Origin of the sequence: Alcanivorax hongdengensis A-11-3, from assembly GCF_000300995.1 — a bacterium.
Classification (GTDB): domain Bacteria; phylum Pseudomonadota; class Gammaproteobacteria; order Pseudomonadales; family Alcanivoracaceae; genus Alcanivorax; species Alcanivorax hongdengensis.
The window spans coordinates 79,325-103,737 of record NZ_AMRJ01000009.1 but is presented as its reverse complement, the minus strand read 5'-3'; the positions used below and the strand labels follow the sequence as shown (position 1 = coordinate 103,737).

23 protein-coding genes are annotated in these 24,413 nt (G+C 58.5%); 20 read left to right on the top strand and 3 right to left on the bottom strand.

What is annotated here, in order from left to right:
• The first annotated feature begins 128 nt into the window (after nt 1-128).
• The 16 genes from A11A3_RS07780 (at nt 129) to A11A3_RS07705 (ending at nt 14,008) form a co-directional block, all read left to right on the top strand.
• Nucleotides 129-482 carry an integrative conjugative element protein, RAQPRD family gene (locus A11A3_RS07780; protein WP_008928733.1) on the top strand — a complete coding sequence of 118 codons (354 nt, stop codon included), beginning with the start codon at nt 129-131 and terminating at the stop codon, nt 480-482.
• The gene (locus A11A3_RS07775) at nt 479-712 is read left to right on the top strand and encodes a TIGR03758 family integrating conjugative element protein (protein WP_008928732.1); all 234 of its coding nucleotides are present in this window, start codon (nt 479-481) and stop codon (nt 710-712) included. The genes A11A3_RS07780 and A11A3_RS07775 overlap by 4 nt, the downstream gene beginning before the upstream one ends.
• Before the next feature lie 18 nt (nt 713-730).
• Nucleotides 731-1,099, top strand: coding sequence for a TIGR03745 family integrating conjugative element membrane protein (locus A11A3_RS07770; protein WP_008928731.1), 369 nt, complete (start codon nt 731-733; stop codon nt 1,097-1,099).
• Nucleotides 1,100-1,111: 12 nt separating this feature from the next.
• Nucleotides 1,112-1,510 (top strand): TIGR03750 family conjugal transfer protein, encoded by a 399-nt coding sequence (locus A11A3_RS07765; RefSeq protein WP_008928730.1) that lies wholly within the window; start codon nt 1,112-1,114, stop codon nt 1,508-1,510.
• Nucleotides 1,507-2,163, top strand: a complete 657-nt coding sequence (locus A11A3_RS07760) for a PFL_4703 family integrating conjugative element protein (RefSeq protein ID WP_008928729.1) — start codon at nt 1,507-1,509, stop codon at nt 2,161-2,163. Before A11A3_RS07765 ends, A11A3_RS07760 begins: the two co-directional genes overlap by 4 nt.
• A gap of 10 nt (nt 2,164-2,173) precedes the next feature.
• A complete protein-coding gene (locus A11A3_RS07755) occupies nt 2,174-3,067 on the top strand; it encodes a TIGR03749 family integrating conjugative element protein (protein WP_008928728.1) in 894 nt (297 codons plus the stop codon).
• On the top strand, nt 3,057-4,475 hold the full coding sequence (locus A11A3_RS07750) for a TIGR03752 family integrating conjugative element protein (protein ID WP_008928727.1): 1,419 nt from the start codon (nt 3,057-3,059) through the stop codon (nt 4,473-4,475). The genes A11A3_RS07755 and A11A3_RS07750 overlap by 11 nt, the downstream gene beginning before the upstream one ends.
• A complete protein-coding gene (locus A11A3_RS07745; protein WP_008928726.1) occupies nt 4,456-4,896 on the top strand; it encodes a TIGR03751 family conjugal transfer lipoprotein in 441 nt (146 codons plus the stop codon). Before A11A3_RS07750 ends, A11A3_RS07745 begins: the two co-directional genes overlap by 20 nt.
• Nucleotides 4,896-7,790 carry a conjugative transfer ATPase gene (locus A11A3_RS07740; RefSeq protein ID WP_040296899.1) on the top strand — a complete coding sequence of 965 codons (2,895 nt, stop codon included), beginning with the start codon at nt 4,896-4,898 and terminating at the stop codon, nt 7,788-7,790. Before A11A3_RS07745 ends, A11A3_RS07740 begins: the two co-directional genes overlap by 1 nt.
• Before the next feature lie 9 nt (nt 7,791-7,799).
• Entirely contained in the window at nt 7,800-8,549 is a 750-nt protein-coding gene (locus A11A3_RS07735; protein WP_008928724.1) for a DsbA family protein, read from the top strand.
• Nucleotides 8,550-8,739: 190 nt separating this feature from the next.
• Nucleotides 8,740-9,240 (top strand): RadC family protein, encoded by a 501-nt coding sequence (radC, locus tag A11A3_RS07730; protein ID WP_008928723.1) that lies wholly within the window; start codon nt 8,740-8,742, stop codon nt 9,238-9,240.
• 205 nt (nt 9,241-9,445) lie between these two features.
• Entirely contained in the window at nt 9,446-9,820 is a 375-nt protein-coding gene (locus tag A11A3_RS07725) for a TIGR03757 family integrating conjugative element protein (protein WP_008928722.1), read from the top strand.
• Between the two features lie 44 nt (nt 9,821-9,864).
• On the top strand, nt 9,865-10,755 hold the full coding sequence (locus A11A3_RS07720; protein WP_008928721.1) for a TIGR03756 family integrating conjugative element protein: 891 nt from the start codon (nt 9,865-9,867) through the stop codon (nt 10,753-10,755).
• Nucleotides 10,756-10,765: 10 nt separating this feature from the next.
• Nucleotides 10,766-12,151 (top strand): integrating conjugative element protein, encoded by a 1,386-nt coding sequence (locus A11A3_RS07715; RefSeq protein ID WP_040296896.1) that lies wholly within the window; start codon nt 10,766-10,768, stop codon nt 12,149-12,151.
• A complete protein-coding gene (locus A11A3_RS07710) occupies nt 12,148-12,468 on the top strand; it encodes a hypothetical protein (RefSeq protein WP_008928719.1) in 321 nt (106 codons plus the stop codon). The genes A11A3_RS07715 and A11A3_RS07710 overlap by 4 nt, the downstream gene beginning before the upstream one ends.
• A 22-nt stretch (nt 12,469-12,490) precedes the next feature.
• On the top strand, nt 12,491-14,008 hold the full coding sequence (locus A11A3_RS07705) for a conjugal transfer protein TraG N-terminal domain-containing protein (protein WP_008928718.1): 1,518 nt from the start codon (nt 12,491-12,493) through the stop codon (nt 14,006-14,008).
• A gap of 72 nt (nt 14,009-14,080) precedes the next feature.
• On the opposite strand, the gene A11A3_RS07700 is transcribed toward A11A3_RS07705, so the two are convergent.
• From A11A3_RS07700 to A11A3_RS07695, 3 genes are all read right to left on the bottom strand, one after another.
• The gene (locus A11A3_RS07700; RefSeq protein ID WP_157375469.1) at nt 14,081-14,860 is read right to left on the bottom strand and encodes a hypothetical protein; all 780 of its coding nucleotides are present in this window, start codon (nt 14,858-14,860) and stop codon (nt 14,081-14,083) included.
• A 71-nt stretch (nt 14,861-14,931) separates the two neighbouring features.
• Entirely contained in the window at nt 14,932-15,411 is a 480-nt protein-coding gene (locus A11A3_RS17700) for a hypothetical protein (protein ID WP_008928716.1), read from the bottom strand.
• Between the two features lie 2 nt (nt 15,412-15,413).
• On the bottom strand, nt 15,414-17,075 hold the full coding sequence (locus A11A3_RS07695) for an ADP-ribosylglycohydrolase family protein (RefSeq protein WP_008928715.1): 1,662 nt from the start codon (nt 17,073-17,075) through the stop codon (nt 15,414-15,416).
• Between the two features lie 185 nt (nt 17,076-17,260).
• On the opposite strand from A11A3_RS07695, the gene A11A3_RS07690 reads away from it, so the two are divergent.
• From A11A3_RS07690 to A11A3_RS07675, 4 genes are read left to right on the top strand one after another with little or no spacing between them, the layout of a single operon-like run.
• Complete coding sequence (locus tag A11A3_RS07690) at nt 17,261-18,190, top strand: helix-turn-helix transcriptional regulator (protein WP_008928714.1); 930 nt, start codon at nt 17,261-17,263, stop codon at nt 18,188-18,190.
• An 8-nt stretch (nt 18,191-18,198) separates the two neighbouring features.
• Nucleotides 18,199-18,669 carry a BREX-3 system P-loop-containing protein BrxF gene (gene brxF / locus A11A3_RS07685; protein WP_008928713.1) on the top strand — a complete coding sequence of 157 codons (471 nt, stop codon included), beginning with the start codon at nt 18,199-18,201 and terminating at the stop codon, nt 18,667-18,669.
• Nucleotides 18,670-18,680: 11 nt separating this feature from the next.
• Nucleotides 18,681-22,406, top strand: coding sequence for a DUF6079 family protein (locus tag A11A3_RS07680; RefSeq protein ID WP_008928712.1), 3,726 nt, complete (start codon nt 18,681-18,683; stop codon nt 22,404-22,406).
• 34 nt (nt 22,407-22,440) lie between these two features.
• Complete coding sequence (locus A11A3_RS07675) at nt 22,441-24,396, top strand: AAA family ATPase (RefSeq protein WP_008928711.1); 1,956 nt, start codon at nt 22,441-22,443, stop codon at nt 24,394-24,396.
• Nucleotides 24,397-24,413 lie beyond the last annotated feature (17 nt).

Below are 24,413 nucleotides of genomic sequence, written 5' to 3'. Positions count from 1 at the left end.
AAGCAGTAGATGAAATCTCCTCCCTGAAATGAATCAGGAATCCGGTAACCCCCTCGTTCCTATTCTTTGCGGCGCAAGCCAAGCTCATCCCCCAGCATCGTGCCATTCGCCTCACGAGGAATGGCACGATGGCAAACCACAGCAGCCACAATACCCCATGGCACCGCGCCATCGTCGCGCTGCTGGCTATCTCTGTTCTGTCTGTCGACCCGGTACTGGCCGGGGATGGAGCTAACGAACAGACTCAACTGGCGGCACTGATCCGTCAACTCGACATGATCGATCGGCTGGCCAAGCACAGTGCCAACCTGCCTCACCCAGAGGGCAGCCGTTATCACTTCGACTACGCCCGCCTGACCAAAGACATCGAGCATGTGCGTCAGGGCATCCGCGATTACCTGGTTCCCCAACGTGCACAGCCCCGTGATCCGGTAGAGCTGCTCGGCGACTACCGCCAAGCATCCGAGGAGGCTGCTCCGTGAACAGCGCCCAAGTCTCCGCTTTTCAGGCCAATGCCGGTTTTTCCGCAGGGGAAGTCTCCGTGGTGCTCTTGAGCCTAGTGTTCGCCGTGCTGCTGCTCTGGGGAGTCTGGGCGCTGCGCACCGCCTATGTCGGTTGGGCCGAAGAACGTCTTTCTCAACGTCAGTTCCTTGGGGTCGCGGTGCGCTTCGTCGCGATGTACCTGGTGCTGACTTTCTTTCTGCTGTCTTGACCCGACGAGGACTTCATCATGGCTTCCCGTTTCGTTTTCCACCGTCTGATTCAACGCGCTCGCTTGTCCGCTGCTGCCGTGCTGTCGGCCAGTGCGGTGCCGCAGGTGTACGCCCAAGGGCTGCCGACACTGGAGGACCCGTCGCGGGGTACGGGCAGCGGCATCATGGAGACGCTGCGCAACTACGGCTACGACATCGTGTTGCTGGTGGCGCTACTGGTAGTGGCCTCGATGTTCATTGGCGTCTGCTACCACGCCTACAGCACCTACTCGGAGATCCACACCGGGCGCAAGACCTGGGGGCAGTTCGGCCTGACTGTAGCGGTTGGGGCGATCCTGCTGGTTGTGGGCATCTGGTTGCTGACCGAAGCCACCGGCATCTTGTGAAGGCGTCTCACGATGTCCAGCACCCCTGAACTCAACGAAGACGATATGGTGAGCTTCCTGCCACACCGGCTCAACCGCCAGCCTGTAGTGGTGCGGGGACTGACGGCGGATGAGTTGTGGATTTGCGTGGGTCTGTCGGCTCTAGCGGGATTGCTGCTCGGTCTGCCCCTGGCTTGGCTGACCTCTACCATTGCGCTGATACCGTCGATGATCGTCGCCGCCATTGCGTTTGGCATCTTCGTTGGCGGGAGCGCACTGCGACGTCGGAAGCGGGGGCGACCCGACACCTGGCTCTATCGCCAGTTGCAGTGGCACATCGCGCTCGGTCATCCCTTGCTCTCTCCCTGGGTAGGCGGGGATACGCTGGTGACGCGCTCGGGCTATTGGACGACCCGAAGGGGCAGACCATGAGCCGTTTCAAGAATGAGGTCACCCACCTTCAGGCCCATATCCGAACCCTGCGCCTGGGTGTAGGAGCGCTGTTCGTCCTTACCCTCGTACTGGGTTTTGGCTGGTGGCAGGCCCCGCGTGATCTCACCATCCATGTGCCCCCGGACTTGCGCTCCGGCAGTGTGCGCAAGTGGTGGGACGTGCCGCCGGAGTCGGTCTACGCCTTTACCTTCTATATCTTTCAGCAGCTCAACCGCTGGCCCACCAATGGCGAGGTGGATTACGCACGCAATATCCATGCGTTGTCTGCGTACCTGACGCCAGCCTGTCAGCACTTTCTTCAGCTCGACTATGAGCAGCGACAACGGACTGGCGAGCTGCGTCAGCGAGTGCGGGGTATCTATGAGATTCCGGGTCGAGGCTTTGGCGATGACCCAGCCCAGCGGGTGAAGGTGGTGTCTGAACGCGATTGGGTCGTCACCTTGGACATCTCCGCCGACGAGTATTACGGCACCGAACAGGTCAAGCGCGCTCTGGTGCGCTATCCCCTGAAGGTGGTGCGCCTGGACATCGACCCAGAGCGCAATCCCTTCGGTCTGGCCTTGGATTGCTACGACGGTACGCCACAGCGCATCGCTGCCGAAGCGCCATCCCCCACACCGGATACCCCGTAGAGGACTTGTCATGTTACGACCATTCCGCTTTCTGGCCTGTCTCACCCTGCTTCTCGGCTGGATACCTGTTAGCCATGCGGTGGAAATCCTCAAGTGGGAGCGCATGCCGCTGGCCGTGCCTCTGGTGGTCGGCCACGAGCGCGTGGTTTTTATCGACCGCAATGTGCGCGTCGGCGTTCCTGCATCAATCGATGATCGCCTTCGGGTGCAAAGCGCGGGTGGAGCTATCTACCTGTTGGCGCACGACACCATCGAACCCACACGGTTGCAGTTGCAGGATGCCGACGACGGCACCTTGATCTTGATCGACATTGCCGCACAGGAAGGCGATGAGCCTCTGGAGCCAGTACGCATCGTCGAAGGTGATGCCGTTGGTCCCCGTTATGGCGGTACCAGCACACAAGCCCCTGGGGTGCCGAGCGCTGCCACCGCGAATCCCGCGCGGGAGACACCGGTGCCGGTGATACTCACGCGCTACGCAGCCCAGCACCTGTACGCACCGCTGCGTACCGTCGAACCCGTGAACGGCCTCTCGCGCGGGAACCTGCACCGCGACCTGGTGTTGGACACGTTGTTGCCCACCTTGCCGATCCACGCCAGGGCGCTGGCCACCTGGCGGCTGGAGGATCAGTGGGTGACAGCGGTGCGCCTGACCAATACCGCTCATCGCTGGATCGACCTCGACCCGAGGACGTTACAAGGCAATTTCGTGGCGGCGACGTTCCAGCATCCCGACTTGGGACCGACAGGTACGTCACACGACACCACGGTGGTGTACCTGGTGACACGCGGCCATGGTCTGGCGAAAGCGCTGCTGCCTGCCATCAGTCCCATCGACGCTTCCCGCAATCTGCCAGCCGCCGCTGCCACCGGTGATGCGAAGGGAGTGAATCATGCGCAGTAACGGTCTGCTCAAATGGTTGATGCTCCCGGTACTGGCGTTGCTGGTGTTCGTCGGCATCCGGCTACTGTCGGGGGACCGTGGCCCTGGCACGCCCCCCCAAGAGGCAGGGGCACGACTGTCCGCCGATGAAATGCGCGCCCTCGGCATCGAGGGGGATACGCCCAACGATACGGTGGCTACGCTGGTGGCCCAGGTCCGGCAGTTGCGCGGAGAACTGCAGACAGCCCTGTCGGACAACCGCGCCCAGCAGGCAGAGAACGACCGCCTGCGCCAGCGTGAACGCGCCATCGACCAACGCATCCAGACGGCGCTGGATACCGAGCGAGCCCAGTTGCGTCAGGACCGCGACCAGGTGGCCAGAGAACGGCAGCAAGCCCAGGGCCTGTTGCAGGATTTGCAGCGGCAGCTCGAAGGTTTGAGTGGCGCGGAAGGTCATGAGGATCTACCCATCGGCCTCGGGCTCGAACCTGGCGACGGTCAGGGGTTCGGCGAGGGTATGCGCTGGATCGAGCCGGATGATGCCCGGCCAGAAGACCCTCGCAGTGGCAATCGCAGCGGCTTCACTTTTCCCAACACCTTTGGGCCAGCCCAGGGGACCATCGACTCGGCGAGTGAAACTCTGGGACGGGCCACGGATGGGCAAGTGGGCGCTTCACCGTTGAAAGCGGTCTACACCGTGCCCTCCAACGCCACCCTGATGGGCTCGGTCGCCATGACGGCACTGATCGGTCGCATCCCCGTCGACGGCACGGTGAACGATCCCTATCCATTCAAGGTGGTGATCGGCCCCGACAATCTCACCGCCAACGGCATCGAGATTCCCGATGTGGCCGGTGCCGTGGTCAGCGGTACGGCTTCAGGCGACTGGACGCTGTCCTGCGTGCGGGGGCAGATCCGCTCGATCACCTTCGTGTTTCAGGACGGCACCATCCGCACCTTGCCGGAGGAGGACGGCAGCAATACCCGCAGCAACCGGAACGATGTCGACATCCTCGATGGCCTTGGCTGGATCAGCGACCCCTACGGTATCCCTTGTGTGACCGGTGAGCGGCGCAGCAATGCCCAGCAATATCTGGGTACCCAGGCACTGATCACAGCCGCCGGTGCCGGTGCAGCTTCCCTGATCGACTCGGAGAGCGGCCGCATGTCTTACGTTGGCAGCGATGGCTCTCTGGGAACGGTTGGCATCAGTGGTAATGAGGCCATGGGCCGCATTCTGGCGGGTGGCGTGCAAGAGATGTCGCAGTGGGTCAACCAGCTCTATGGGCAAGCCTTCGCGGCGGTCTACGTGGAACCCGGTGCCCAGGTGGCCGTGCATATCGAACAAGCTCTCAACATCGACTACGACGCCAAGGGTCGCCGGGTCGATCATCGCATTGGAGGCTCCCATGTACAGGTTCTCGACTGACCGCAAAGGGGTCGGATACGCGGCCCTCATCCTTGCCATCCTGTTTCTGGCGGGCTGCGCCACCAACAAGGATGAACTGCTTACCCACAATGGTCAGACCATGCACGACATCTGGAGTCGTGAAGCAGGCAATGGCGGCCGCGCTGCCCGAGAGCTCTTGGATGCACGCCAGTCTCTGCGTCGACCACTAACCACGGAAGACGTGCAGGCAGCGCCGAGGGAACAGGCCCGTTATACCCGTACCGCGCACAATGAAATCGTCAGTCAGTTCCAACGTCTGCCCAATCCGGACCTGGTCATGTATGTGTTCCCGCACCTGGCCGGTACAGACCCCGTACCGGTACCTGGCTACAGCACCGTGTTCCCCCTGTATCAGCGCGTGCAGTACGCCCTGCCGGGCGAACGGGTGGAGGATTATTGATGGCCTGGTCACTGCCTTGGTTAAGACAAGGGTTCATTCGAAATCGTGCCGGGCAAACACGGGCGTTACCAGCGCCACCCGATGCCTGGGCCCGTCATGTGGAAAACCTGCACAACCACGGCATTCCCACACCGAGCGGCCATCGCGACCCCAAACGATCCACCGCGACACAAGCGGACGAACAGCACCTGTATGACGTCAAGCCATCATTCGTCGACCTTCTACCCTGGGTGGAGTACCTGCCAGGCTCGCAAAGTCTGCTGCTGGATGACGGCGAGTCAGTCGCAGCCTTCTTCGAGTTGACGCCTATCGGCACCGAGGGGCGTGAATCGCAATGGTTGTTGCAAGCTCGTGACGCCCTGGAAAACGCCCTGCAGGACAGCTTCGATGAATTGGACGAACACCCCTGGGTGGTGCAGCTCTACGCCCAGGACGAAACCGACTGGTCCAGCTACCTGAACACCCTGCGCGACTACATCCAGCCCCGCGCCCAGGGCAGCGCCTTCAGTGAAAGTTATCGGCGTTTTCTGGCTCATCACTTGCGCGCCATCGCCAAACCCGGAGGGCTTTTCGAGGACACCACCGTGACCCGACTGCCCTGGCGCGGCCAATGCCGCCGCGTGCGCCTGGTGGTCTACCGCCGTGCACCGGGCACTGCCCGGCGTCGAGGGCAAACCCCAGAGCACGCGCTGACGACAGTGTGTGATCGCTTGCTGGGCGGACTGGCCAATGTCGGTGTCGGCGCGCGCCGCATGCAAGCAGCGGACATCCACGCCTGGTTGCTGCGCTGGTTCAATCCGCATCCCAGCCTACTCGGGTCGACAGCGGAGGATAGGGAGCTTTTCTATCAGTTGACGGCTTACCCCAGTGAGTCGGAGCCGGGCGAAGTCGAGCTGGTCAGCGGTACCGATTTTTCGCAGCGATTGTTCTTTGGCGAGCCGTGTTCCGATGTGGAGAACGGTACCTGGACTTTCGACGGTATGCCGCACCGGGTCTTGGTGCTCGACCGTTTGCGCACGCCACCGGCTACCGGCCATGTCACCGGCGAGACCCGCAAGGGCGGCGACGCCTTCAATGCCCTGTTCGATCAGATGCCCGAGGACACGGTGATGTGCCTGACCTTGGTGGCCACCCCCCAGGATGTGCTCGAAGCGCATCTCAATCACTTGAACCGCAAGTCCGTTGGCGACACGCTTGCCTCCGAGCAAACGCGCCAGGATGTACAGGAGGCGCGTTCACTGATCGGCAGTGCCCACAAACTCTATCGCGGCACCCTGGCATTTTACCTACGCGGGCGCGACCTGGCCGAGCTGGACGCGCGCGGCCTGCAACTCGCCAACGTGATGCTCAATGCAGGTCTGCAACCCGTGCGTGAAGAGGACGAAGTCGCCCCCCTCAACAGCTATTTGCGCTGGCTGCCCGGCGTGTTCGATCCAGGCAAAGATCGCCGCCAGTGGTACACCCAGTTGATGTTCGCCCAGCACGCGGCCAACCTCTCGCCACTCTGGGGCCGCAATCAGGGCACCGGACACCCCGGCATCACTTTCTTCAATCGCGGGGGCGGCACTGTCACCTTCGACCCCCTCAACCGGCATGACCGGCAGATGAACGCGCACCTGTTCCTGTTCGGCCCGACCGGCTCCGGCAAGTCCGCGACGCTCAACAACATCCTCAACCAGGTGGTTGCGGTCTACCGGCCACGGCTGTTCATCGTCGAGGCAGGAAACTCCTTCGGTCTGTTTGGAGACTTTGCCAAGCGCCTTGGACTGAGCGTGCACCGGGTCAAGCTGGCCCCCGGTGCCGGTGTGAGCCTGGCACCGTTCAGCGATGCCAGGCGCTTGGTCGACACCCCCGGCGAGGTCAGCACCCTGGATGCCGATGCCCTGGATGACGACGAGGAAGGTGCGGTGCCCGGCACGGAAGAGGAAGAACAGCGTGATGTCCTCGGTGAATTGGAAATCACCGCCCGGCTGATGATCACCGGCGGGGAAGACAAGGAAGAGGCTCGGATGACCCGCGCCGACCGCAGCCTGATTCGCCAGTGCATCCTGGATGCCGCCCGCCGCTGTGTCCAGGACGAGCGCACGGTGTTGACCGAAGACGTGCGCGACGCCCTGCGTGAGCGCAGCGCCGACACGACATTGCCCGAAACCCGGCGAGTGCGCCTGCTGGAGATGGCCGACGCCATGGACATGTTCTGCCAAGGCCTGGACGGTGAAATGTTCAATCGCCCCGGCACACCCTGGCCCGAAGCCGACATCACCATCGTCGATCTGGCGACCTTTGCCCGCGAAGGCTACAACGCTCAACTTTCCATCGCCTACATCTCCTTGATCAACACGGTCAACAACATCGCCGAACGTGACCAGTTCCTGGGGCGGCCCATCATCAACGTCACCGACGAGGGCCACATCATCACCAAGAATCCCTTGCTCGCCCCCTATGTCGTCAAGATCACCAAGATGTGGCGCAAGCTGGGAGCCTGGTTCTGGCTGGCGACCCAGAACCTGGACGACCTGCCCAAGGCTGCCGAGCCCATGCTGTCGATGATCGAATGGTGGATCTGCCTGTCCATGCCCCCGGACGAGGTGGAGAAGGTGGCGCGCTTTCGGGAGCTCAACCCCGCTCAGAAAGCGCTGATGCGCTCGGCACGCAAGGAGTCCGGTAAGTTCAGCGAAGGCGTGATCCTGTCGAAGTCGATGGAAGTATTGTTCCGCGCCGTGCCGCCAAGCCTCTATCTCGCCATGGCGATGACCGAGCCCGAAGAGAAAGCCGAACGTCACCAGTTGATGCGCGAACACGGCATCAGCGAGCTGGAAGCGGCCTTCAAGGTGGCGGAGAAGATCGACCGGACGCGAGGCATCGAGCCCTTGTCGCCGGACAGTTTCAACTGAGGTGCTCACATGGACAGGTCTTGGCATGCAAACCACAGAACACGAGCCACCATTGGGTTGATACTGGTCACAGCGGCAGTCTCCATTGCCCTTCTGATATGGGTATTCTCGTCACGCGGCCTCAGTTCGCAACACGCTAATGATCCTATCGCCGAACCGATGGGACCACCCTGGTTCTACGGCCACCTCGATGCACGGTTCACCGTGGTCTCCTACGCCGATCTGGAATGTCCGTTTTGTCAGGCCTATTTCCCGATTCTGAGACAGTGGATCGACACCCATCCCGAAGTAAATTGGCAATGGCACCACTTGCCGCTGGCCTTCCATGAACCCGCCGCCACTCAAGGCGCGCGTATGGCGGAATGCGCCGGGGAAGTGGGCGGCCGCACCGCGTTCTGGCAGACCATTGCCTGGGTCTACCAGCACACACGTAGTGATGGCCATGGCGTTCCTGCCAGTATTCCAATCCCCGGTCTGACACCTGAGTTACAAGCGTGTCTGGATAGCACGAGGCCCGATGCCGCAATTCAAGCCCAGGCTGATGAGGCGGCACAGGCAGGTGTGGTCGCCACGCCGACCCTGCGCCTGATCGACAACCACACCGGGACTGACCTGCTGTTACCAGCGGGACCTGTCGAGGGTGATGCCCTGATATCCGCCATCGACCTGCTCATGGCCATGGCGAGTGAGACAGCGGAGGAATCGGCCACCACAACAAGCGAAATGCCTGCCGACGTCGTCGGCGACATGCCCAGGTAGCCACGGTCTTCAAGGCTACGGCGTGGTTCTGACCACGTTGATCGACCCGTTCGCTCCGCATCCCTCGTGCGAACGTCCATCACCTGTGATGGAGGATGCCTATCGTTCCGGCCCGATTGCGGGCCTTCCACTGTCCCAGGGGGCCTTGCCCCTTGGGACAGGAGCCTCCGTTCCCCTCTAGGAGGTTCCCATGACTCTGTCCGAAGCCGTCACCGACGGCACCGCTTGCACGCTCGTCGACTATGCGAGCATCCAGGATGACCCGCTGATCCGTCAGGCCATCGGCGTGCTGGAAGAACGCCTCTTCAAGCGCGGTGCGTCACTGACCAGCCCTGCCGCCGTACGTGAGTACCTGCGGTTGAAACTTGCCGGTGAAGCACTGGAGGTCTTTGCTGCCGTCTTCCTCGACTCGCAGCATTGCGTCATCGCCTATGAGCCAATGTTTCGAGGCACCATCGACGGCGCTGCGGTCTATCCACGTGCCGTGGTCAAACGTGCCATCGAGCACAACTGCGCCGCCGTGGTTTTTGCTCACAATCATCCTTCGGGTTCAACCGAACCGAGCCAGGCCGACAAGGCCATCACGACTCGCTTGAAATCGGCTCTCGAACTCGTCGATGTGAGAGTGCTGGATCACTTCATCATTGGTGATGGCATCCCGTTCTCGTTCGCCGAATCGGGTTTGCTGTAATCCCTGTTCTTTATGGAGGCGTCTTCGGACGCCTCCTTTCTTCTCCCCTGCAATAAAACGGTAGGCATTCAATTCGCATTCTTCATGGCGCATGTACCCCAAGACGATCGACGATCGCCCATCATCGATACTGGGGAGCCATGACATGCCATCAGCCACTGCCCGATTCACAAATACCAGCCACCTCCTAGTCACGGCAGTCTTCATGCTGCTGGTTTCGTCCTATGTCCAGGCGGCAGATGTGCTGGTCTTCACCGATCAAAAGCATGCCGTAGTGGCACCAAACGATGTGCCGGTCATTCACCTGGATGCCCCCGCAGAGATCGAAGCGGAACTGGCATCTGAGCTGCCTGCCGATTCCCAGCGAGCAGAGGTCATCGTTCGCCAGCGGCTGGGGGATGGCGGTACTGAGCTTCAAGCCCGTCTTGCCAGCGCTTACCAAGGCGTTGTCGATGCCTGGCATCTGGGTATCACCAAACTTCCCGCCATCGTAGTCGAGAGGCGCTATGTGGTATATGGCGATGCCGATGTGTCACGGGCCATAACCGCCATCGAGGCTTACAAGAGGGGGCAGCAATGAAATCACCTCGCCGGAAGCTACGTGCCAGTCTCGCTGTTTGCCTGATGAGCGCAGCCATACCGGCCTTCGCTATCAACACCGTCACCATCACCAGTTCGGTGCTATCCCCTGACTGCGTCAGCTACCGTGTGAAGGGTATCTGCTACTGGCTGCTCTGCACCCTGACCGGTTGTACCGTGAGGACTTCCGTCAAGGTAGAACACTACGTGCCCGATGCGGTGGTCTCCAGTTATTCCAACACGGGCGAGAACCCCTGGGTGGAAGTGCGGGCGATGAGCATGCCCAACCCCACTGCAGAAGACGGCGGCGACGGCACCACCAACGAGGAACACGAGAACAACCTGGCCAAGTTCAAGAATGCCGATGTGATCGGCCATCCAGGCTCAACCCTGTTCAGCCAGTTCATCAGCCAGTGGGGGTATTCCTGTGCGGGAGCAGGCACGGCCTTTATGCCCTACCTGCTGAGCACGCTCGATACCGTGGCTTGGCGTTACAACGTGCCGGAATCCCTCTATCCCGAAGCTTTGATACCGGGCAGGCGTGAGATCGGCACGCGATTGGGGCTGAACCTTTGGGGCAATGTCTATCCCCGTGGCGGCTTTCTGCACCATGTCGATGACTACAAGGCCGCCGCTGTCGTGGCTCAGAGGGCGGGCGATATCGTAACCCGCCGTGGTCAGGTCCATGTCTATCAACCGTTGGTGGCCAATGCCTATGACGGCTATTGGCCAGCCGGTGCGTTGATGGAAAGCGATGCCAGCACGGGCAAGTGGCAGGAACTCACTCCCACACTCAAGAACACCTGCGCGGTCTTCCCTCACAACGAGCGCCGGGTTCAGGCACAACGAGGCGACTACGCCTGGGCACTCTGGCGACCCTATGCCTGCTGCCAGCGTCGGGGCCAGATTTTTCTTGGCAGCGTGGATTTCTATTGAGGGCAGGCCAATGAAGCGACTTATCCAACGATCACTGCTGCCCATAGGGCTTGGCATGATGCTGCTCGGTCAGCCGCTGTGGGCACAAACCACTGTCGATGACTACAACGTCCATCACCGGGGCAGCGTCATCGGTGACGACGTGCTCTACAGCATCGGTGGTGGCCGGGCCGTTTCCATGGGGCCGGTCGGCCAGATGCAGACCCTGGGGGTCGGCATCGGCTGGAACAGCAACCTGATCTGCGGCGACATGAGCCTCACTACCACGCTGCAGAACCAGCTCAACGGCATCACCAATGGCTTTCAGACGATCATGAGCAACGTGATCCAGAACGCCACGTCGGCAGTTGCCTCACTGCCAGCCCTCATCATCCAGCGTGCCGATCCTGGCCTGTACAACCTGCTCACCAACGGCATTCTGCAAGCTAGGCTGGACTTCGATCGCTCGAAGATGACCTGCCGCGCTATCGCCAACCGCATGGCGGACATGGCGGGCGGCCAACTGGGTTGGGATCAACTGGCCGAGGGCATGGTGCTCAAACAGGCGGTGGCCAGTACCGACGCGGTGTCGGCCATCGAGGAGGCGGAAGCCAGCCGTGGGAATGACGGCGTGGCCTGGGTCGGGGGCGGCAATGCCGGTGGTTCGGGGCAGGCTCCCATCCGCGTGGTCGGTGACGTGACCCGTGCTGGTTACAACCTGCTGAACGGCCGCAGCGCTACCGACAGTTCGCCCATCGACAGTGCGACCTGTGGACACCGACTGAGTTGTCAGGCCTGGCCCTCGCCAGATGCCGCTGAAGACTGGGCAACGCGGGTACTGGGTGAGCAGGAACAGCGTACCTGCGATAGTTGTGAGAAGACCCGGACGGTACCGGGCGTTGGCCTGACGCCCATGATTCAGGAGGAATATGAGACTCGCTTCGAGGCACTGCGGGATCTGGTGACCGGAGCCACACCCACCACCTTCGAGAACCTGGCAGAGGCCGGTACCGCTTCATTGCCCATCACCCGTGGCGTGATCGAGGCACTGCGCGATGAGCCAGATCAGGACATCCTCGCTCGTCGCCTGGCCTCCGAGGTCGCGCTGTCCAGCGTGCTGGAGAAAGCGTTACTGCTGCAGCGGACACTACTCGCCGGACGCAAGGAGCCCAACGTGGCAGCCAACCAGCTCGCACAGGATGCAGTGTCACGCGAGAGTGACCTGCTGGCCCAGGAAATCGACAACCTCAAGACCGAACTGGAATTGCGTCGCGAGCTGGCGGCCAACTCCCCGATGGCAATCATCCAGCGCCACAGCAGTCGCAGCGACGTATCGCGGGGCATCTACCAGGGCGACACCGAGCGCAACCGCCTTGATGCCATCCAGCAGGCACCGAATCAAGGCAATCCACCATGAAACCCGCATGGTTGTTCAACCGTTCATTGGGGAGGGCACTGCTCTGGACAGCATTCGCCGTACTGATGGCAGTGGGCGTCAATCTGGTCGGCATCAGTATTGTTGGTGATGTATCGAACTGGAGCCTCTGGCTCGACGACCACGCTGGCTATTTCTTGGTCTGGCGACTGTGCCTGTACGGCGCAACCGGCTACGGCTGGCTGCGGATGCGACGTCGGCTGTCTTGGGATAAAGACACACGCCAACGGCTGTTCCGAGCAGAGATCGGTGCGGTAGTGGCCGTCCTGCTGCTCGAAGTCAGCGTATGGATGACTTAACCCCGATGGCTGGAATCTCGATATGACGCTCTACACCTCGGACTACCTGGAGTACTACCTGACCCTGGTGGCCTGGATCATCAACAACGGCATCTGGGACGTGCTCGTCGCCAGCGGTATTTTCGCTTTGCCGTTTCTGGCCATTGTCGTACAGGAATGGCTGAAGGCTCGCGCGGAAGGCGCAGATGAAGGAAACAAAGGTGTCCTCTCATCCATGCGTATCGAAAACCGCGTGTGGGTGGCCATCGTGGTCATCCTGTTTGCGGGCATCCCCTTCATTCCGGTCGATCTCGGCACACTCCAATTTGATCGCAGCCGTTCCCAGCAGTGCCAGGTCAATGTGCCGGAGCCGTCGGAGACCAACTGGTCGACATCCTTCACGACCCTCAACAACCAGAGTGCCCACGTCCCGGTTTGGTGGTTCTTCATGCACGCCATCTCCAAGGCGGTCACTGGTGCGGCGGTGGCATCTATCCCCTGTGGCACCGACCTACGCCAGATGCGTATGGACATTGACAGCACACGCATCGCCGATCCGCTGCTGGCTCAGGAAGTCGCCGATTTCACACGCGACTGCTACGGCCCTGCACGAGCAAAACTATTCACGAACCGCCCCACACTGAACAACGAGGAAATGCACGATGTCACCTGGGTCGGTTCGCGTTTTTTCCTGAATACGGCAGGCTTCTACGACACTTACCGGTCTCAATCACCCCGCGACGCCTGGCCCTACAGCGACAGCCGCGACGCAGGCCTGGCCGAAGTCGCCAGTGGCGGCGGTTACCCGAATTGCCGACAGTGGTGGTTGGACAGCGGCGACGGTTTGCGCGACCGCCTGCTTGCACAAGTCGATCCCGATCTGCTGACCCGGCTCGGGCAATGGGCAGGCTTTCTCAGCCAAACCGAAGTGGATGACTCGGTGATCCGCGCCATTGCCTCACCTCAGCACCAAGTGATGAACCAGGGACATGTCTACACCGACTACGGTGGCCAGATCGGAGTGACACTTCCCAACGTCACGACCCGCGCGGCGTCCGACCTCGGCCTGACAGTAGGCTCACTCGGCTTCTTTCCAGCCATGGACGTGGTGCGTCAGGCACTGCCGATGGTGCTTTCCTTCCTCAAGATGGCCATGGTCATCTGCATTCCGCTGCTGCTCATCTTCGGCACCTATAACCTGCAAACGGTGGTGACGATGACCGCCGTGCAGTTTGCCCTGTTCTTCGTCGATTTCTGGTTCCAGCTTGCGCGCTGGGTGGATTCCACCATTCTCAACGCGCTCTACGGCTGGCAGTCCCCGCACGTCAACTTCAATCCGCTGTTTGGGCTCAACAACGCCTTCGGAGATATGCTGTTGAACTTCGTCATGGCGTCGATGTTCATCATTCTTCCTGGCTTCTGGGTCGTCGGCTTGAGCTGGGCTGGTATCAGGGCGGGGAATATTCTCAGCGGCTTTATTACGGGCACGTCCGATGCTAAATCAGCAGGGGGAAGTGCTTCTGGGCTTGCCATGAAGGCTGCGACAAAGGGTTCGAAGTGATTGGTGCAGCGTACGCTCTCCATAACCAGAGGTGATCAGAGATCAACGCCAGCCCAGAGAAAACAAGATGATTTACGCGTCTAGAAGGCCTTGCAGTTCACCGTGCATATTTACCAGGTCAGGGAGAACATCTTTCTCGATTAGCAAGGTTTTGATGTCACTGCCAAAGCGCTCAAAAAGTTCGGACAAATCCATGCTGGACTCGGTTTCATCGACGATCAACCCCACGTAAGCATCCACCAGTTCATGTGCAATAGAGGAAAGATCGGCCTCCGGGTCAATCATCACATCAACATGCGATGCCAAAATTTCCGAAAATAAGCCCGCATCCGAAAGTGCCGAACAAACAACCCCCTCGCTACTCAGCTCAGAACTAATGACATCGCCACGATGTGGGCCTATCAAGTCAAGATTTAGGTGCGATGCCTTCTCTGAAACTTCCTCCACCAGGAGTGAAGCAATACCGTCTATCCAGATGCTTCCAGGCTCATACTCATCGTCATGCTCAATCCGTTCAGCGGCATAAATGCTCAAAAAGACTTTTGCATGACGGGGCAATGTCTCGATTTCTGCCTCAATAATGCTACGAAGCAAATCATTACAGCCTTGATCCAAGGAACCGCCAAACCCTGTGAAGTCTTCATCATAAGGCCCGGTTTGTAAAAGCCAACAATACTCGTCCCACATGTGACGGCTGGCGATCTCGCCAAACATCTCGACTGGGGGCATCTCCCGAAGGCCACCAATAACCGCAGCGACCATTCTCTCAACTTCTGGTCGCGCTGCTGACTCTGCTGCTGACAAAAGCTGAGCCATACCCTGAGCATCTATTTCCATACGATCGCTTGTCATTTCAGTTCAAACCCTTTCAAGGAAGGCAGCCATTTTTTGTTTGGCGTGGACGTTAATCGCACAGGACGCAATCAGCAATCCACATTATCTTCAGGATCCCACGGCGGCTGACTTTCTGGCAAAGTCATTTCTCTGAAGTAGTGAGTCAAAGCCATTGCGGCTTCATCCGGCTGCTTGCATGGCAGGGCGCTAATTGCCCGGAGAACATTTCTAACCACTTCATCTTCGATAACTAAATGCGGCACCAGTACATGGTAGAAGTACCGATCCCATCGTTCATCCTGCTGCTCTGCTGGGTCAAGAAACAGGCCAGCCTGTGGCGAAAAGAAATGCTCAACATACCGCTCAGCCAATACCGAGAATGGGCTCAGTAACGGCCAAACATCAACGGAAGACGACACACCGAAAGCAGTAAGTTTTTCAAGAGCAGGGCTGTTCACCTCAAGCAATCGAGCTGCCTTCAAAAAACGACGCCGACAACTCATAACGAGACTATAGAGCTGCGACTTGGCTCCTTCCTGCTGGTATACGCGGAAATTATCAATGTGCATGGTTAATACCCCGGATACTTTTCCCAAACTCGATCATCTTCAACGTCCCAACTTTTGAATGCGTAGAGATCATCGGCCATCTCCGCAATCACATGACGCAGCTCCAAGGGTTCCAACCACACTTCCGGAATAGCCTGCACGCCATGAAGTGCCCCCAGGATGTTGCCAGTAATCGAGCCTGTGGAATCCGAGTCGCCATCGTGGTTGACGGCCAGAATCACACCCTGCCTGAAATCACGGGCCACCAACGCACAATAAATCGAGATTGCCAAGGCCTCTTCTGCAATCCATCCCTGGCCAAGCTGAGCAATTGCTTCTGCATGGGAGAGTCCCGTATCGCCTTGGTACGAAAGCGCCAACGCTTCCGCAGCCTCAATCGCTCGTAATGTCTCCTGATGCTGCGCCTCGCGAAGCAGCAAGCCTTTGGCCTTGGTCAGCGCATCCGGCAACGAGGCACCTTCAACCAAAGACAAAATCAGCACAGCCAGAACCCCTCCCGTCAGACCACCGGTCGGATGGCCGTGGGTCAGAGCAGCCAGCTCCGTGCCCAGCTTGAATACTTCATCCGGCTTCTCCTGCATGCCAAGTGACCAGCCAAACAACCCCACCGGCGCGACACGCATCACACCACCGCAGCCTTTGCTATCATTCTTGGCGGGGTCACCCAGGGCTGACATCGACCGCAGCGCAGCCAAGCAGGTATTGCCCGGGGCGCGACGACTATGCAGTTCTTTTTGCTGGAACAGCCAGCCTGGCTCCTCGTCCCCGAACATGATGTCGTTGCGCGGCCGCTCACCTTGGGTTTGTAGCCAGCGTAGATAGGCGTGGGCCGTAACGCCTGAATAGGTGGTGATACCTTTCAAGCACTCACGTACCCAGGCGCGAAGCAGACCCTCGGCGGTAAACAGGGTCATCTGGGTATCGTCGGTGATTTTGCCCAGCCCACCGTAGGCCGGGGCATATTCCGATATACCTTCTGGCCCGAAGCGCTTGAGAATTTCACGATGAGACATGAACTCCACTGAAGCCCCAAGGGCATCCCCCACTGCGCCACCCAGCAGGCAACCGTGAAAGCTCTCCTGAGCAGTGCGCTGCAACGTCGGCGCAGACGCTTGACCTGAGAAAGCACTCGATGCCGTTTCAGTTTGATCCACGGGTGAAAATGCTATCGGACCTGCATCACTGTCGAGCTTGGAATACGACATGAGTTCGGCTACTACCTCACTGGCTAAACGGGGTGGTAAGTCCTTGTGCATTCGCCAGTCAGGCAACTCCGAGCCATCCCAACTGATCCCGACGCCATGCTGCCAATACGACAGATAGGCTTCTCCTCGGTCAGCGGCATAAGCATTTCCACTTCCCGCCGAGCAATCGAGTGCGTACTCCCAGTTATTGGCGCGCATGCAGACGCCATGCTCGGGGTGGGGCACCCTACTCAATTCTGTCAGGTAGTCGATGCTCTTCGAGTCCAGTGAGTGAAAGACAGCAACGCGTAAACGTCCATCATCGCGTGGCGAGAGCGCCGCCAGAAGGTCATTTCCCTTCTGAATCGTGACTACCTCCCCGTCCAGATCGACGGAACCTACCTCCATCCACCATTGGTCGCACGAAACCACCCCTGCGCCAGACGGCTCGAACATGGGTTTATTCTCTGTGTTACTCATTGCTTCCTCCCTAGGTCACTCCAACCCCAAAGCACCGCACCATGATGCACAGATGCTTTGCATTATGCAGATAATAATAGAAGAAAAAAGATATGGATAGACTTTGATTGGGGCAAACCATATACTCCAGTCAAAAGACACTACCCGCATTCACAAACAAGCATGAGGCCATAGTGACCAGCGGAATGCCGAACGAGCAGCTCTCAACCCTGACCCAGCCGCAACGCGACCGCCTCGCGTTCATAGAGCTGCGCGTACACTTCTTTGGCGACCTGCGTCGGCATGAGCTGGTGTCTCGCTTTGGCATACAAGCCGCAGCCGCCACACGGGACCTGGGTATCTACAAGGATCTGGCACCTGGCAACATCGACTACGACGCCAAGGCCAAGGCCTATGTGCTGGGGCAAAGCTTCAGGCCGGTCTTCACCTTCCCGCCAGAGAGGGTGTTGTCCTGGCTGACCCAGAGCTTTGGCGATGGGGAGCCGGGGCCACTGAAGGCCTGCGTCCCCAGCGAGTACCCCTGGCGTCTGGACCAACCCGACCTCGCCGTCCTCGCCCACGTCACGCGAGCGATTCACCAGGAGTATCCGCTCAACATTGAATACCACTCCATATCCAGCGGCCGCACTGAGCGAGTCATTGTTCCTTTCGCCTTGATCGACAACGGCCTGCGCTGGCATGTCCGTGCCTTCGACCGCAAGTCCCAAGAGTTCCGGGACTTCGTCATCACCCGCATCAAGCGTCCTGAGCGCCTCAAGAGCGACGCCAAGGAACAAGCCATCGCCGCCCACGAGCGCAGCGACCAGGACATTCAGTGGACCCGCATCGTCGAGTTGGAACTGGTGCCACACCCGGACCAGCCGCATCCCGAAATCACCGAAATGGACTATGCCATGCAGGACGGCATGATCCGAATGAAGCTGCGCGCGGCCATGGCGGGCTATGTGCTGCGCAAGTGGAGCGTGGACTGTTCGCCGGATCACAGCTTGCACGGCCCGGAGTACCGGTTATGGCTCAAGGACCATCTGGCCATCTACGGGGTGAAGAATGCCATGCTGGCTCCGGGGTATCGCGCACCCGATGCGCAACGACAGCAACACAGTGAATTGAGTTGAGGGCGGGCATGCTTGAGAAACTCGGAAAAATTGTCGACGAAATAGCCGCCCTGCAGACCAAACTGATCCTACTTGTTGGAGAGTCAGGCTCAGGGAAAACTGCGCTTTTAGCCAAAATGGCCGACAGTCGTGGTGGGCAGGTGTTGAACGCTGGCGTGCTCCTGGGAAAGCGTCTGGCAGCGTTGCCCCATCGACAACGCCCCTTGAAGGTGAATGAAGAATTGAAAGCCCTGGCTGACGACTATGTCTGTGACAAGGATCTGGTGCTGCTCGACAACATCGAGCTGTTGTTTGATCAGTCGCTGAAGCTCGACCCACTAGAGCTGCTGAAACGCCATGCACACTCCCGGCGAATCGTCGCCGTGTGGCCTGGAGAGCTGCTCGAAGGACGGTTGAGCTATGCCGTCATGGGCCATCCGGAATATCAGGACTACGGCCTGGATGGCCTGGTCCCTTTTGAAATTAACAAGAATTCGTAAAGAGGAAGCGCATGCAATACGGGGACCTTATCCAGTTCGAACCGATCGAATCGGTCATCCAACTCCTTGACGCCAACAGGCCGGACGAGGCGAAGAAGCTCGTTGCTACTTACGTCATTTCGGACGACATGGCTGACCGTATCGCTGGGCAAATGATCCCCCAGCTCTCCTTCGATGAGTCTGTTGATCACAAGGGCGTACTCATCGTCGGCAACTACGGCACCGGTAAGTCACACCTGATGTCGGTGCTGTCGCTAGTTGCAGAAGACGATGCCTACGTGCCCATGCTGCACCACCCCAAGGTGCGTGATGCCGCCGGGGCCATCGCCGGCAAGTTCAAGGTGCACCGTATCGAGATTTCAAGCCAGATGTCACTGCGAGACATCATTACCCAGGAGCTTGAAGCCTTCCTTGAAAACCATGGCATCAGCTATAGCTTCCCCCCGGCAGATAAAGTGGTAAACAACAAAGCCGCATTCGAAGAAATGATGGCGGCTTTCCACGACGCGCATCCAAATCAGGGGGTGCTGCTGGTGGTTGATGAGTTCCTCGAATTCCTGCGCTCTCGTAAAGACCACGACCTGGTACTTGACCTATCCTTCCTGCGCGAAATTGGCGAAGTCACCAAACACCTGCGTTTCCGCTTTGTAGCTGGCGTGCAGGAGGCCATCTTCGATAGCAGCCGCTTCCAGCACGTGGCTGACAGCCTGCGTCGAGTAAACGAGCGTTTCACCCAACTGCTGCTGGCTCGCCAGGACGTGAGCTTTGTGGTGGCTGAACGTCTGCTCAAAAAGACTGCCGATCAGCAGCACAAGATTCGTGGCTACCTGACCCCCTTCGCCAAGTTTTACAGCAACATGAACGAGCGGATGGACGAGTACGTTCGTCTGTTCCCTGTGCACCCAGACTATATTGGCACCTTCGAGCGCCTGGTGTTCACCGAGAAGCGCGGCGCACTGGTAACCCTGCGCGATCAAATCCAGGCCATCCTGGAGAGCCCAGTACCAGAAGATCGCCCCGGTCTGATCGGCTTTGATCAGTTCTGGAAAACGATCACTGATAACTCCGTACTGCGATCCGACCCCAACATAGGGCCAGTGCTGAAAGTAGCTGAAGTCCTTGGTGAACGTGTACAAAAGGCATTCACACGCCCCGCCTACAAGGCCATGGCCATTCGCGCCATCAACGGGCTTTCGGTACACCGCCTTACCACCGGCGGCGACATCTATGTCCCGGTTGGCCCAACGGCGGAAGAGCTGCGCGATACCTTATGCCTGTATCAGCCAGGCATTGAAGACCTGGGCGGCGAGCCCTCCGATGACTTGCTGACAGCCGTACAGACCACGCTGCGCGAGATTGTAAAAACCGTCAACGGGCAGTTCATTTCCAAAGCCCCGGATACCGAGCAGTATTACCTCGACCTGAAGAAGGACGTGGACTATGACGCTCAGATCGAAAAGCGCGCCGAAGCGCTGTCTGACGACGCGCTGGACCGAGCTTATTACAGCGCGCTCATGCAGCTCATGGAATGCACTGACGATCACGCCTATGTCACGGGCTACAAAATCTGGCAACACCAGGTTGAATGGCAGGATCGCCGAGTAGAACGTAACGGCTACCTGTTCCTCGGCGCGCCCAATGATCGTCCAACTGCCCAGCCCGAACGCGACTTCTACGTCTACTTCATTCAGCCCTTCGAGCCGCCACGCTTTCGTGATGAAGCTAAGGCCGACGAAGTGTTCTTCCGCCTGAAAGATCCAGATGCAGACATGCGTCGCTACTTGTCGTTCTATGCCGCAGCGCAAGAGCTGGCATCAACTGCCAGTGGTGCTGCCAAGTCAGTCTATCTGGACAAGACCAAAGACGCGTTGCGCGACATGAGCAAGTGGCTGCAAGACAAGCAGATGAGCGCCTTCGAAGTCACTTATCAGGGTAAAGCCAAAAGACTTCAGGACTGGGCAAAAGGGGTATCGATGCGCGACAAGCTACGCCTCGGCCCCGATGAACGCGCCAACTTCCGTGACATCGTCAATGTCACTTCTGGTCTGGCCCTTGGCACTCATTTCGCGGATCTCGCACCGGAATACCCGACATTTTCCGTGCTGGTCACCGAATCCAACCGCAAACAGCTCATCAACAATACGCTCAAGACCCTGGCGGGAGGCACCCGTACCAAGGATGCCGTCGCCATCCTGGACGCCTTGGAAATGCTTGATGGCGACCGTATCGAGCCGACTCGCTCCAAATATGCCCAAGAAGTACTCGCTCGCTTGCAAGCGAAAGGCCATGGTCAGGTACTCAACCGCAGCGAACTGATCAGCGGTGCCAGCGAGGTGGAATATTTCGCACCGGTTCGCTTCCGACTGGAACCTGATCTGCTGGCCGCCGTATTGGGCGGGCTCGTCTATTCCGGTGACATCGTACTGGCGGTTACTGGAGACAAGATCGACTCCGGCAAGATCTCTCTGTTGGTCGAGCGAGGCATGGATGACCTTACGCACTTCAAGCATGTCGAAGCACCCAAAGAAATCAATGTCGCGGTGCTTCGATCCCTGTTTGAATTGCTGGGGCTGCAACCCGGTCTGGCTCAGATGGCAACCCAAGGTAAGGAAGAGCCAGTCAAGAACCTTCTCGACGCTGTGGCTCAGCAAGTACAGCGCGTACTGACGATTGGCACCGACCTGCAAAACCGCCTCAGCCTGTGGGGACAACCACTCCTGCGGGAAGAAGAATTGAGCGATAGACGATCACGACTGGAAGCCCTGAAAGGCTTCCTGGAAAGCCTGTCGCCCTACAACACAGTGGGCAAGCTCAAGAATCTACGCATTACCCAGGCAGACATCGATACCCAGAAGAAGAACTTCGACGTACTGGCCTCGGTTGAAAAGCTGCGCGATCTGGTGGCTGAGTTGGGCTCCACCGCCACCTATCTGAGCCAGGCCGAGATGGTGCTGGCACCGGACCACCCCTGGGTTCAGCAGACCCAAACTGCGCGCAAGGAAATCCTTAGCAAGCTCATTCAGGATCACGGCGCTCAGCACGCCGCTGAATACCGCCAGCGCCTGGCCGCTCTGAAAAAGGACTACATCCACGCCTATGTGGCAGACCACAGCAAGGCGCGCCTGGGTGTAGCGGAAGACAAGACCAAGACGGCGTTGCGCAAAGACCCACGGATGGCCACCTTGCGCGCCCTGGCGGGCATATCACTGCTGCACCCCAGCCAACTCACAACCTTTGACGACAAGCTGGACAAGCTCAAGAGTTGTGCCGCCCTGGTGGAGTCTGAACTGAACACAAACCCGGTGTGCCCACACTGTGGTTTTCGTCCCGCCAACGAACAGAGTGACTGGATTCCCGCCACCAATGTGCTCAAGGCATTGGACGACGAGCTGGATCAACTGCTGGATAGCTGGCAGCAAGCGCTTCTCGACAGTTTGGAAGATCCGATCATTCAGGCCAATTTCGAGCTGCTGAAGGATAAGCAACGCACGCTGGTTGAAAGTTTCCTGAAAGCGAAATCATTGCCAGACCCCGTGACCCCGGAATTCATTGCCGCCATACAGGAAGCTTTGTCCGGTTTGGAAAAGGTGGTGATCACGGCGGAGGACGTCAAGACCGCTCTGGTCAGCGGTGGTTCACCGGCCAAGCCAGACGACCTGCGCAAACGCTTTGAGAACCTCATCAATGAGCGCTGCAAAGGGAAGGACGCCAGCAAGCTGAGATTTGTGGTGGAGTGAGACCAACACTGAATATGTATAGGGGGCAACAAAAATGAAGCTAACAAAAGTTCAAGTCACCAACTTTCGATCTGTCGAAGACAGCGGCGAATTTCATGTCGGCGCTTTGACATGCCTTGTCGGCAAGAACGAGGCGGGAAAGACAGCGATCTTGAATGCTATCCAAGGCATTGCCCCTTCTGATGATGATTATGAGTATGACAAAACGCGAGACTACCCACGGCGGTATTTAAGCAAATTCCAGGAACGCCACCCCAAAGAAGTGTCTCCGGTCGCGCAAAGTTGGTGGCAACTGGAAGACGATGACACCGAAGCCCTGGAGGACCTTCTAGGCGCAGATGTTCTTGAGAGCAACGAAATCATCATCACCAGCCATATTGGTCGCGGGAATACTTGGACGATTCGTGTCAACGAGAAGGAATGCATCAGCAAGCTCCAGGCACGCCACGGCTTGAATGTCAAAGACAAGGGTGATCTGAAACAGGTCAAAACAGTAAAGGATGCTTTAACCACACTCAAAGGCCTTCCTGAACGGACGGAAGCCCAAACTGCGCTTATGCAAGCCATCGAGAAATTCCGTGACGGAAGTCCTGTGCTTGCAGCTATCGATCTCCTCAATGAGCGAAAGCCTACCTTCTTCTATACCTCTCACTTTGAAAGGATGTCAGGCGAAATTTCCCTGAACCAACTCGCAGAGGACAAGAAGCATGGAAAGATCAGCTCCGGAGACAAGATCTTTCTCGACTTCCTAGAGTATGCGGGCACGACCATAGAAGAGCTGCGTGATGCTGCAAAGCACGAGGAACTGGTAGCACAGTGCGAAGGGGCGTCCAACGACATCACTGATGAAATCTTTGAGTTCTGGAGCCAGAACGACGCCTTGGCTATCAAAATTGAGATCAACGAGGGGAGACCTCAAGATAAGCCTCCGTTCAACAGCGGGAAAATCGCCAAAATCCGAATAGAGAACAAGCACCACCGCGTGACTGTTCCTCTGTCCGAACGAAGCGCCGGTTTTGTCTGGTTCTTCTCCTTTCTGGCGCAGTTCAAGCAACTCAAAAAGTCTGCTGGCAAGGCGATCATCCTACTTGATGAGCCGGGTCTGACTCTGCACGGTAAGGCGCAATCCGATCTTCTTCGGTATATCGAAGAGCGGATTCTGCCTGAGCACCAGGTTATCTATACCACGCACTCCCCCTTTATGGTGCCCGCTCAGCGTTTGGAAGATGTGCGTGTCGTCGAAGATGTTGTCGACTACCACGATCCACGTCGCCCGGTGGTAAAAGGAACAAAAGTTTCCGCCGACGTCCTCTCTGTTGATAAGGACACGCTTTTCCCGTTGCAAGCTCACCTCGGCTACGAAATCACCCAGTCTCTCTTTGTTGGCCAAAACTGCCTGTTGGTAGAAGGGCCGTCCGACGTTGTTTATCTACAAGTTGTGTCGAGAGCATTGCAAGCCAGGGGAAGAACTGGCTTGGATGAGCGCTGGACCATCTGCCCCACCGGTGGGCTGGATAAAGTCTGGTCTTTCTCCTCGCTCTTCAGCGGCAACAATCTCAACATGGCCGTGTTGTGTGATTACGGGAAAGGTGACAAAAGCAAAGTCGAGAGACTGCGTCAAAGTCAGATCTTGAAATCCGAAAGAGTGCTCACAGCATCTGATTTCACAGAAAAGCCTGAAAGCGATATCGAGGACTTATTCGACAGCGCCTTCTATTGTGCTCTGGCCAACCAAGCACTTGGGCTCAAGGACGGTGAGATTACAGTCGAAAAAGCCAGTGCCGCCGATGAGAAAACCTGCCGCATCGTCAAGCAGGTGGAGGCGCTATGTCGAACGCTACCGGCTGACACTCCAGACTTCGGTCATTATGTTCCCGCTGAATATCTTTTGAGAAACCCTCAGATTCTTGATGGGGAAGACGATTCAGTTACCGGAACATTGGATCGCTTTGAGAAAGTCTTCAAAGCGCTGAATAGCTTTTTGGCCTAAGCAGGACGGTGACCCAG

What these genes read in the sequence shown, in the direction of transcription:
- A11A3_RS07705 (WP_008928718.1), top strand. Translation starts at nt 12,491, where the DNA reads ATGACGCTCTACACCTCGGACTACCTGGAGTACTACCTGACCCTGGTG.
- A11A3_RS07690 (WP_008928714.1), top strand. Translation starts at nt 17,261, where the DNA reads ATGCCGAACGAGCAGCTCTCAACCCTGACCCAGCCGCAACGCGACCGC.
- A11A3_RS07710 (WP_008928719.1), top strand. Translation starts at nt 12,148, where the DNA reads ATGAAACCCGCATGGTTGTTCAACCGTTCATTGGGGAGGGCACTGCTC.
- A11A3_RS07745 (WP_008928726.1), top strand. Translation starts at nt 4,456, where the DNA reads ATGTACAGGTTCTCGACTGACCGCAAAGGGGTCGGATACGCGGCCCTC.
- A11A3_RS07725 (WP_008928722.1), top strand. Translation starts at nt 9,446, where the DNA reads ATGCTGCTGGTTTCGTCCTATGTCCAGGCGGCAGATGTGCTGGTCTTC.
- A11A3_RS17700 (WP_008928716.1), bottom strand. Translation starts at nt 15,411, where the DNA reads ATGCACATTGATAATTTCCGCGTATACCAGCAGGAAGGAGCCAAGTCG.
- A11A3_RS07700 (WP_157375469.1), bottom strand. Translation starts at nt 14,860, where the DNA reads ATGACAAGCGATCGTATGGAAATAGATGCTCAGGGTATGGCTCAGCTT.
- A11A3_RS07715 (WP_040296896.1), top strand. Translation starts at nt 10,766, where the DNA reads ATGAAGCGACTTATCCAACGATCACTGCTGCCCATAGGGCTTGGCATG.
- A11A3_RS07720 (WP_008928721.1), top strand. Translation starts at nt 9,865, where the DNA reads ATGAGCGCAGCCATACCGGCCTTCGCTATCAACACCGTCACCATCACC.
- A11A3_RS07740 (WP_040296899.1), top strand. Translation starts at nt 4,896, where the DNA reads ATGGCCTGGTCACTGCCTTGGTTAAGACAAGGGTTCATTCGAAATCGT.
- A11A3_RS07695 (WP_008928715.1), bottom strand. Translation starts at nt 17,075, where the DNA reads ATGAGTAACACAGAGAATAAACCCATGTTCGAGCCGTCTGGCGCAGGG.
- A11A3_RS07765 (WP_008928730.1), top strand. Translation starts at nt 1,112, where the DNA reads ATGTCCAGCACCCCTGAACTCAACGAAGACGATATGGTGAGCTTCCTG.
- A11A3_RS07735 (WP_008928724.1), top strand. Translation starts at nt 7,800, where the DNA reads ATGGACAGGTCTTGGCATGCAAACCACAGAACACGAGCCACCATTGGG.
- A11A3_RS07675 (WP_008928711.1), top strand. Translation starts at nt 22,441, where the DNA reads ATGAAGCTAACAAAAGTTCAAGTCACCAACTTTCGATCTGTCGAAGAC.
- brxF (WP_008928713.1), top strand. Translation starts at nt 18,199, where the DNA reads ATGCTTGAGAAACTCGGAAAAATTGTCGACGAAATAGCCGCCCTGCAG.
- A11A3_RS07755 (WP_008928728.1), top strand. Translation starts at nt 2,174, where the DNA reads ATGTTACGACCATTCCGCTTTCTGGCCTGTCTCACCCTGCTTCTCGGC.
- A11A3_RS07760 (WP_008928729.1), top strand. Translation starts at nt 1,507, where the DNA reads ATGAGCCGTTTCAAGAATGAGGTCACCCACCTTCAGGCCCATATCCGA.
- A11A3_RS07750 (WP_008928727.1), top strand. Translation starts at nt 3,057, where the DNA reads ATGCGCAGTAACGGTCTGCTCAAATGGTTGATGCTCCCGGTACTGGCG.
- radC (WP_008928723.1), top strand. Translation starts at nt 8,740, where the DNA reads ATGACTCTGTCCGAAGCCGTCACCGACGGCACCGCTTGCACGCTCGTC.
- A11A3_RS07780 (WP_008928733.1), top strand. Translation starts at nt 129, where the DNA reads ATGGCAAACCACAGCAGCCACAATACCCCATGGCACCGCGCCATCGTC.
- A11A3_RS07770 (WP_008928731.1), top strand. Translation starts at nt 731, where the DNA reads ATGGCTTCCCGTTTCGTTTTCCACCGTCTGATTCAACGCGCTCGCTTG.
- A11A3_RS07680 (WP_008928712.1), top strand. Translation starts at nt 18,681, where the DNA reads ATGCAATACGGGGACCTTATCCAGTTCGAACCGATCGAATCGGTCATC.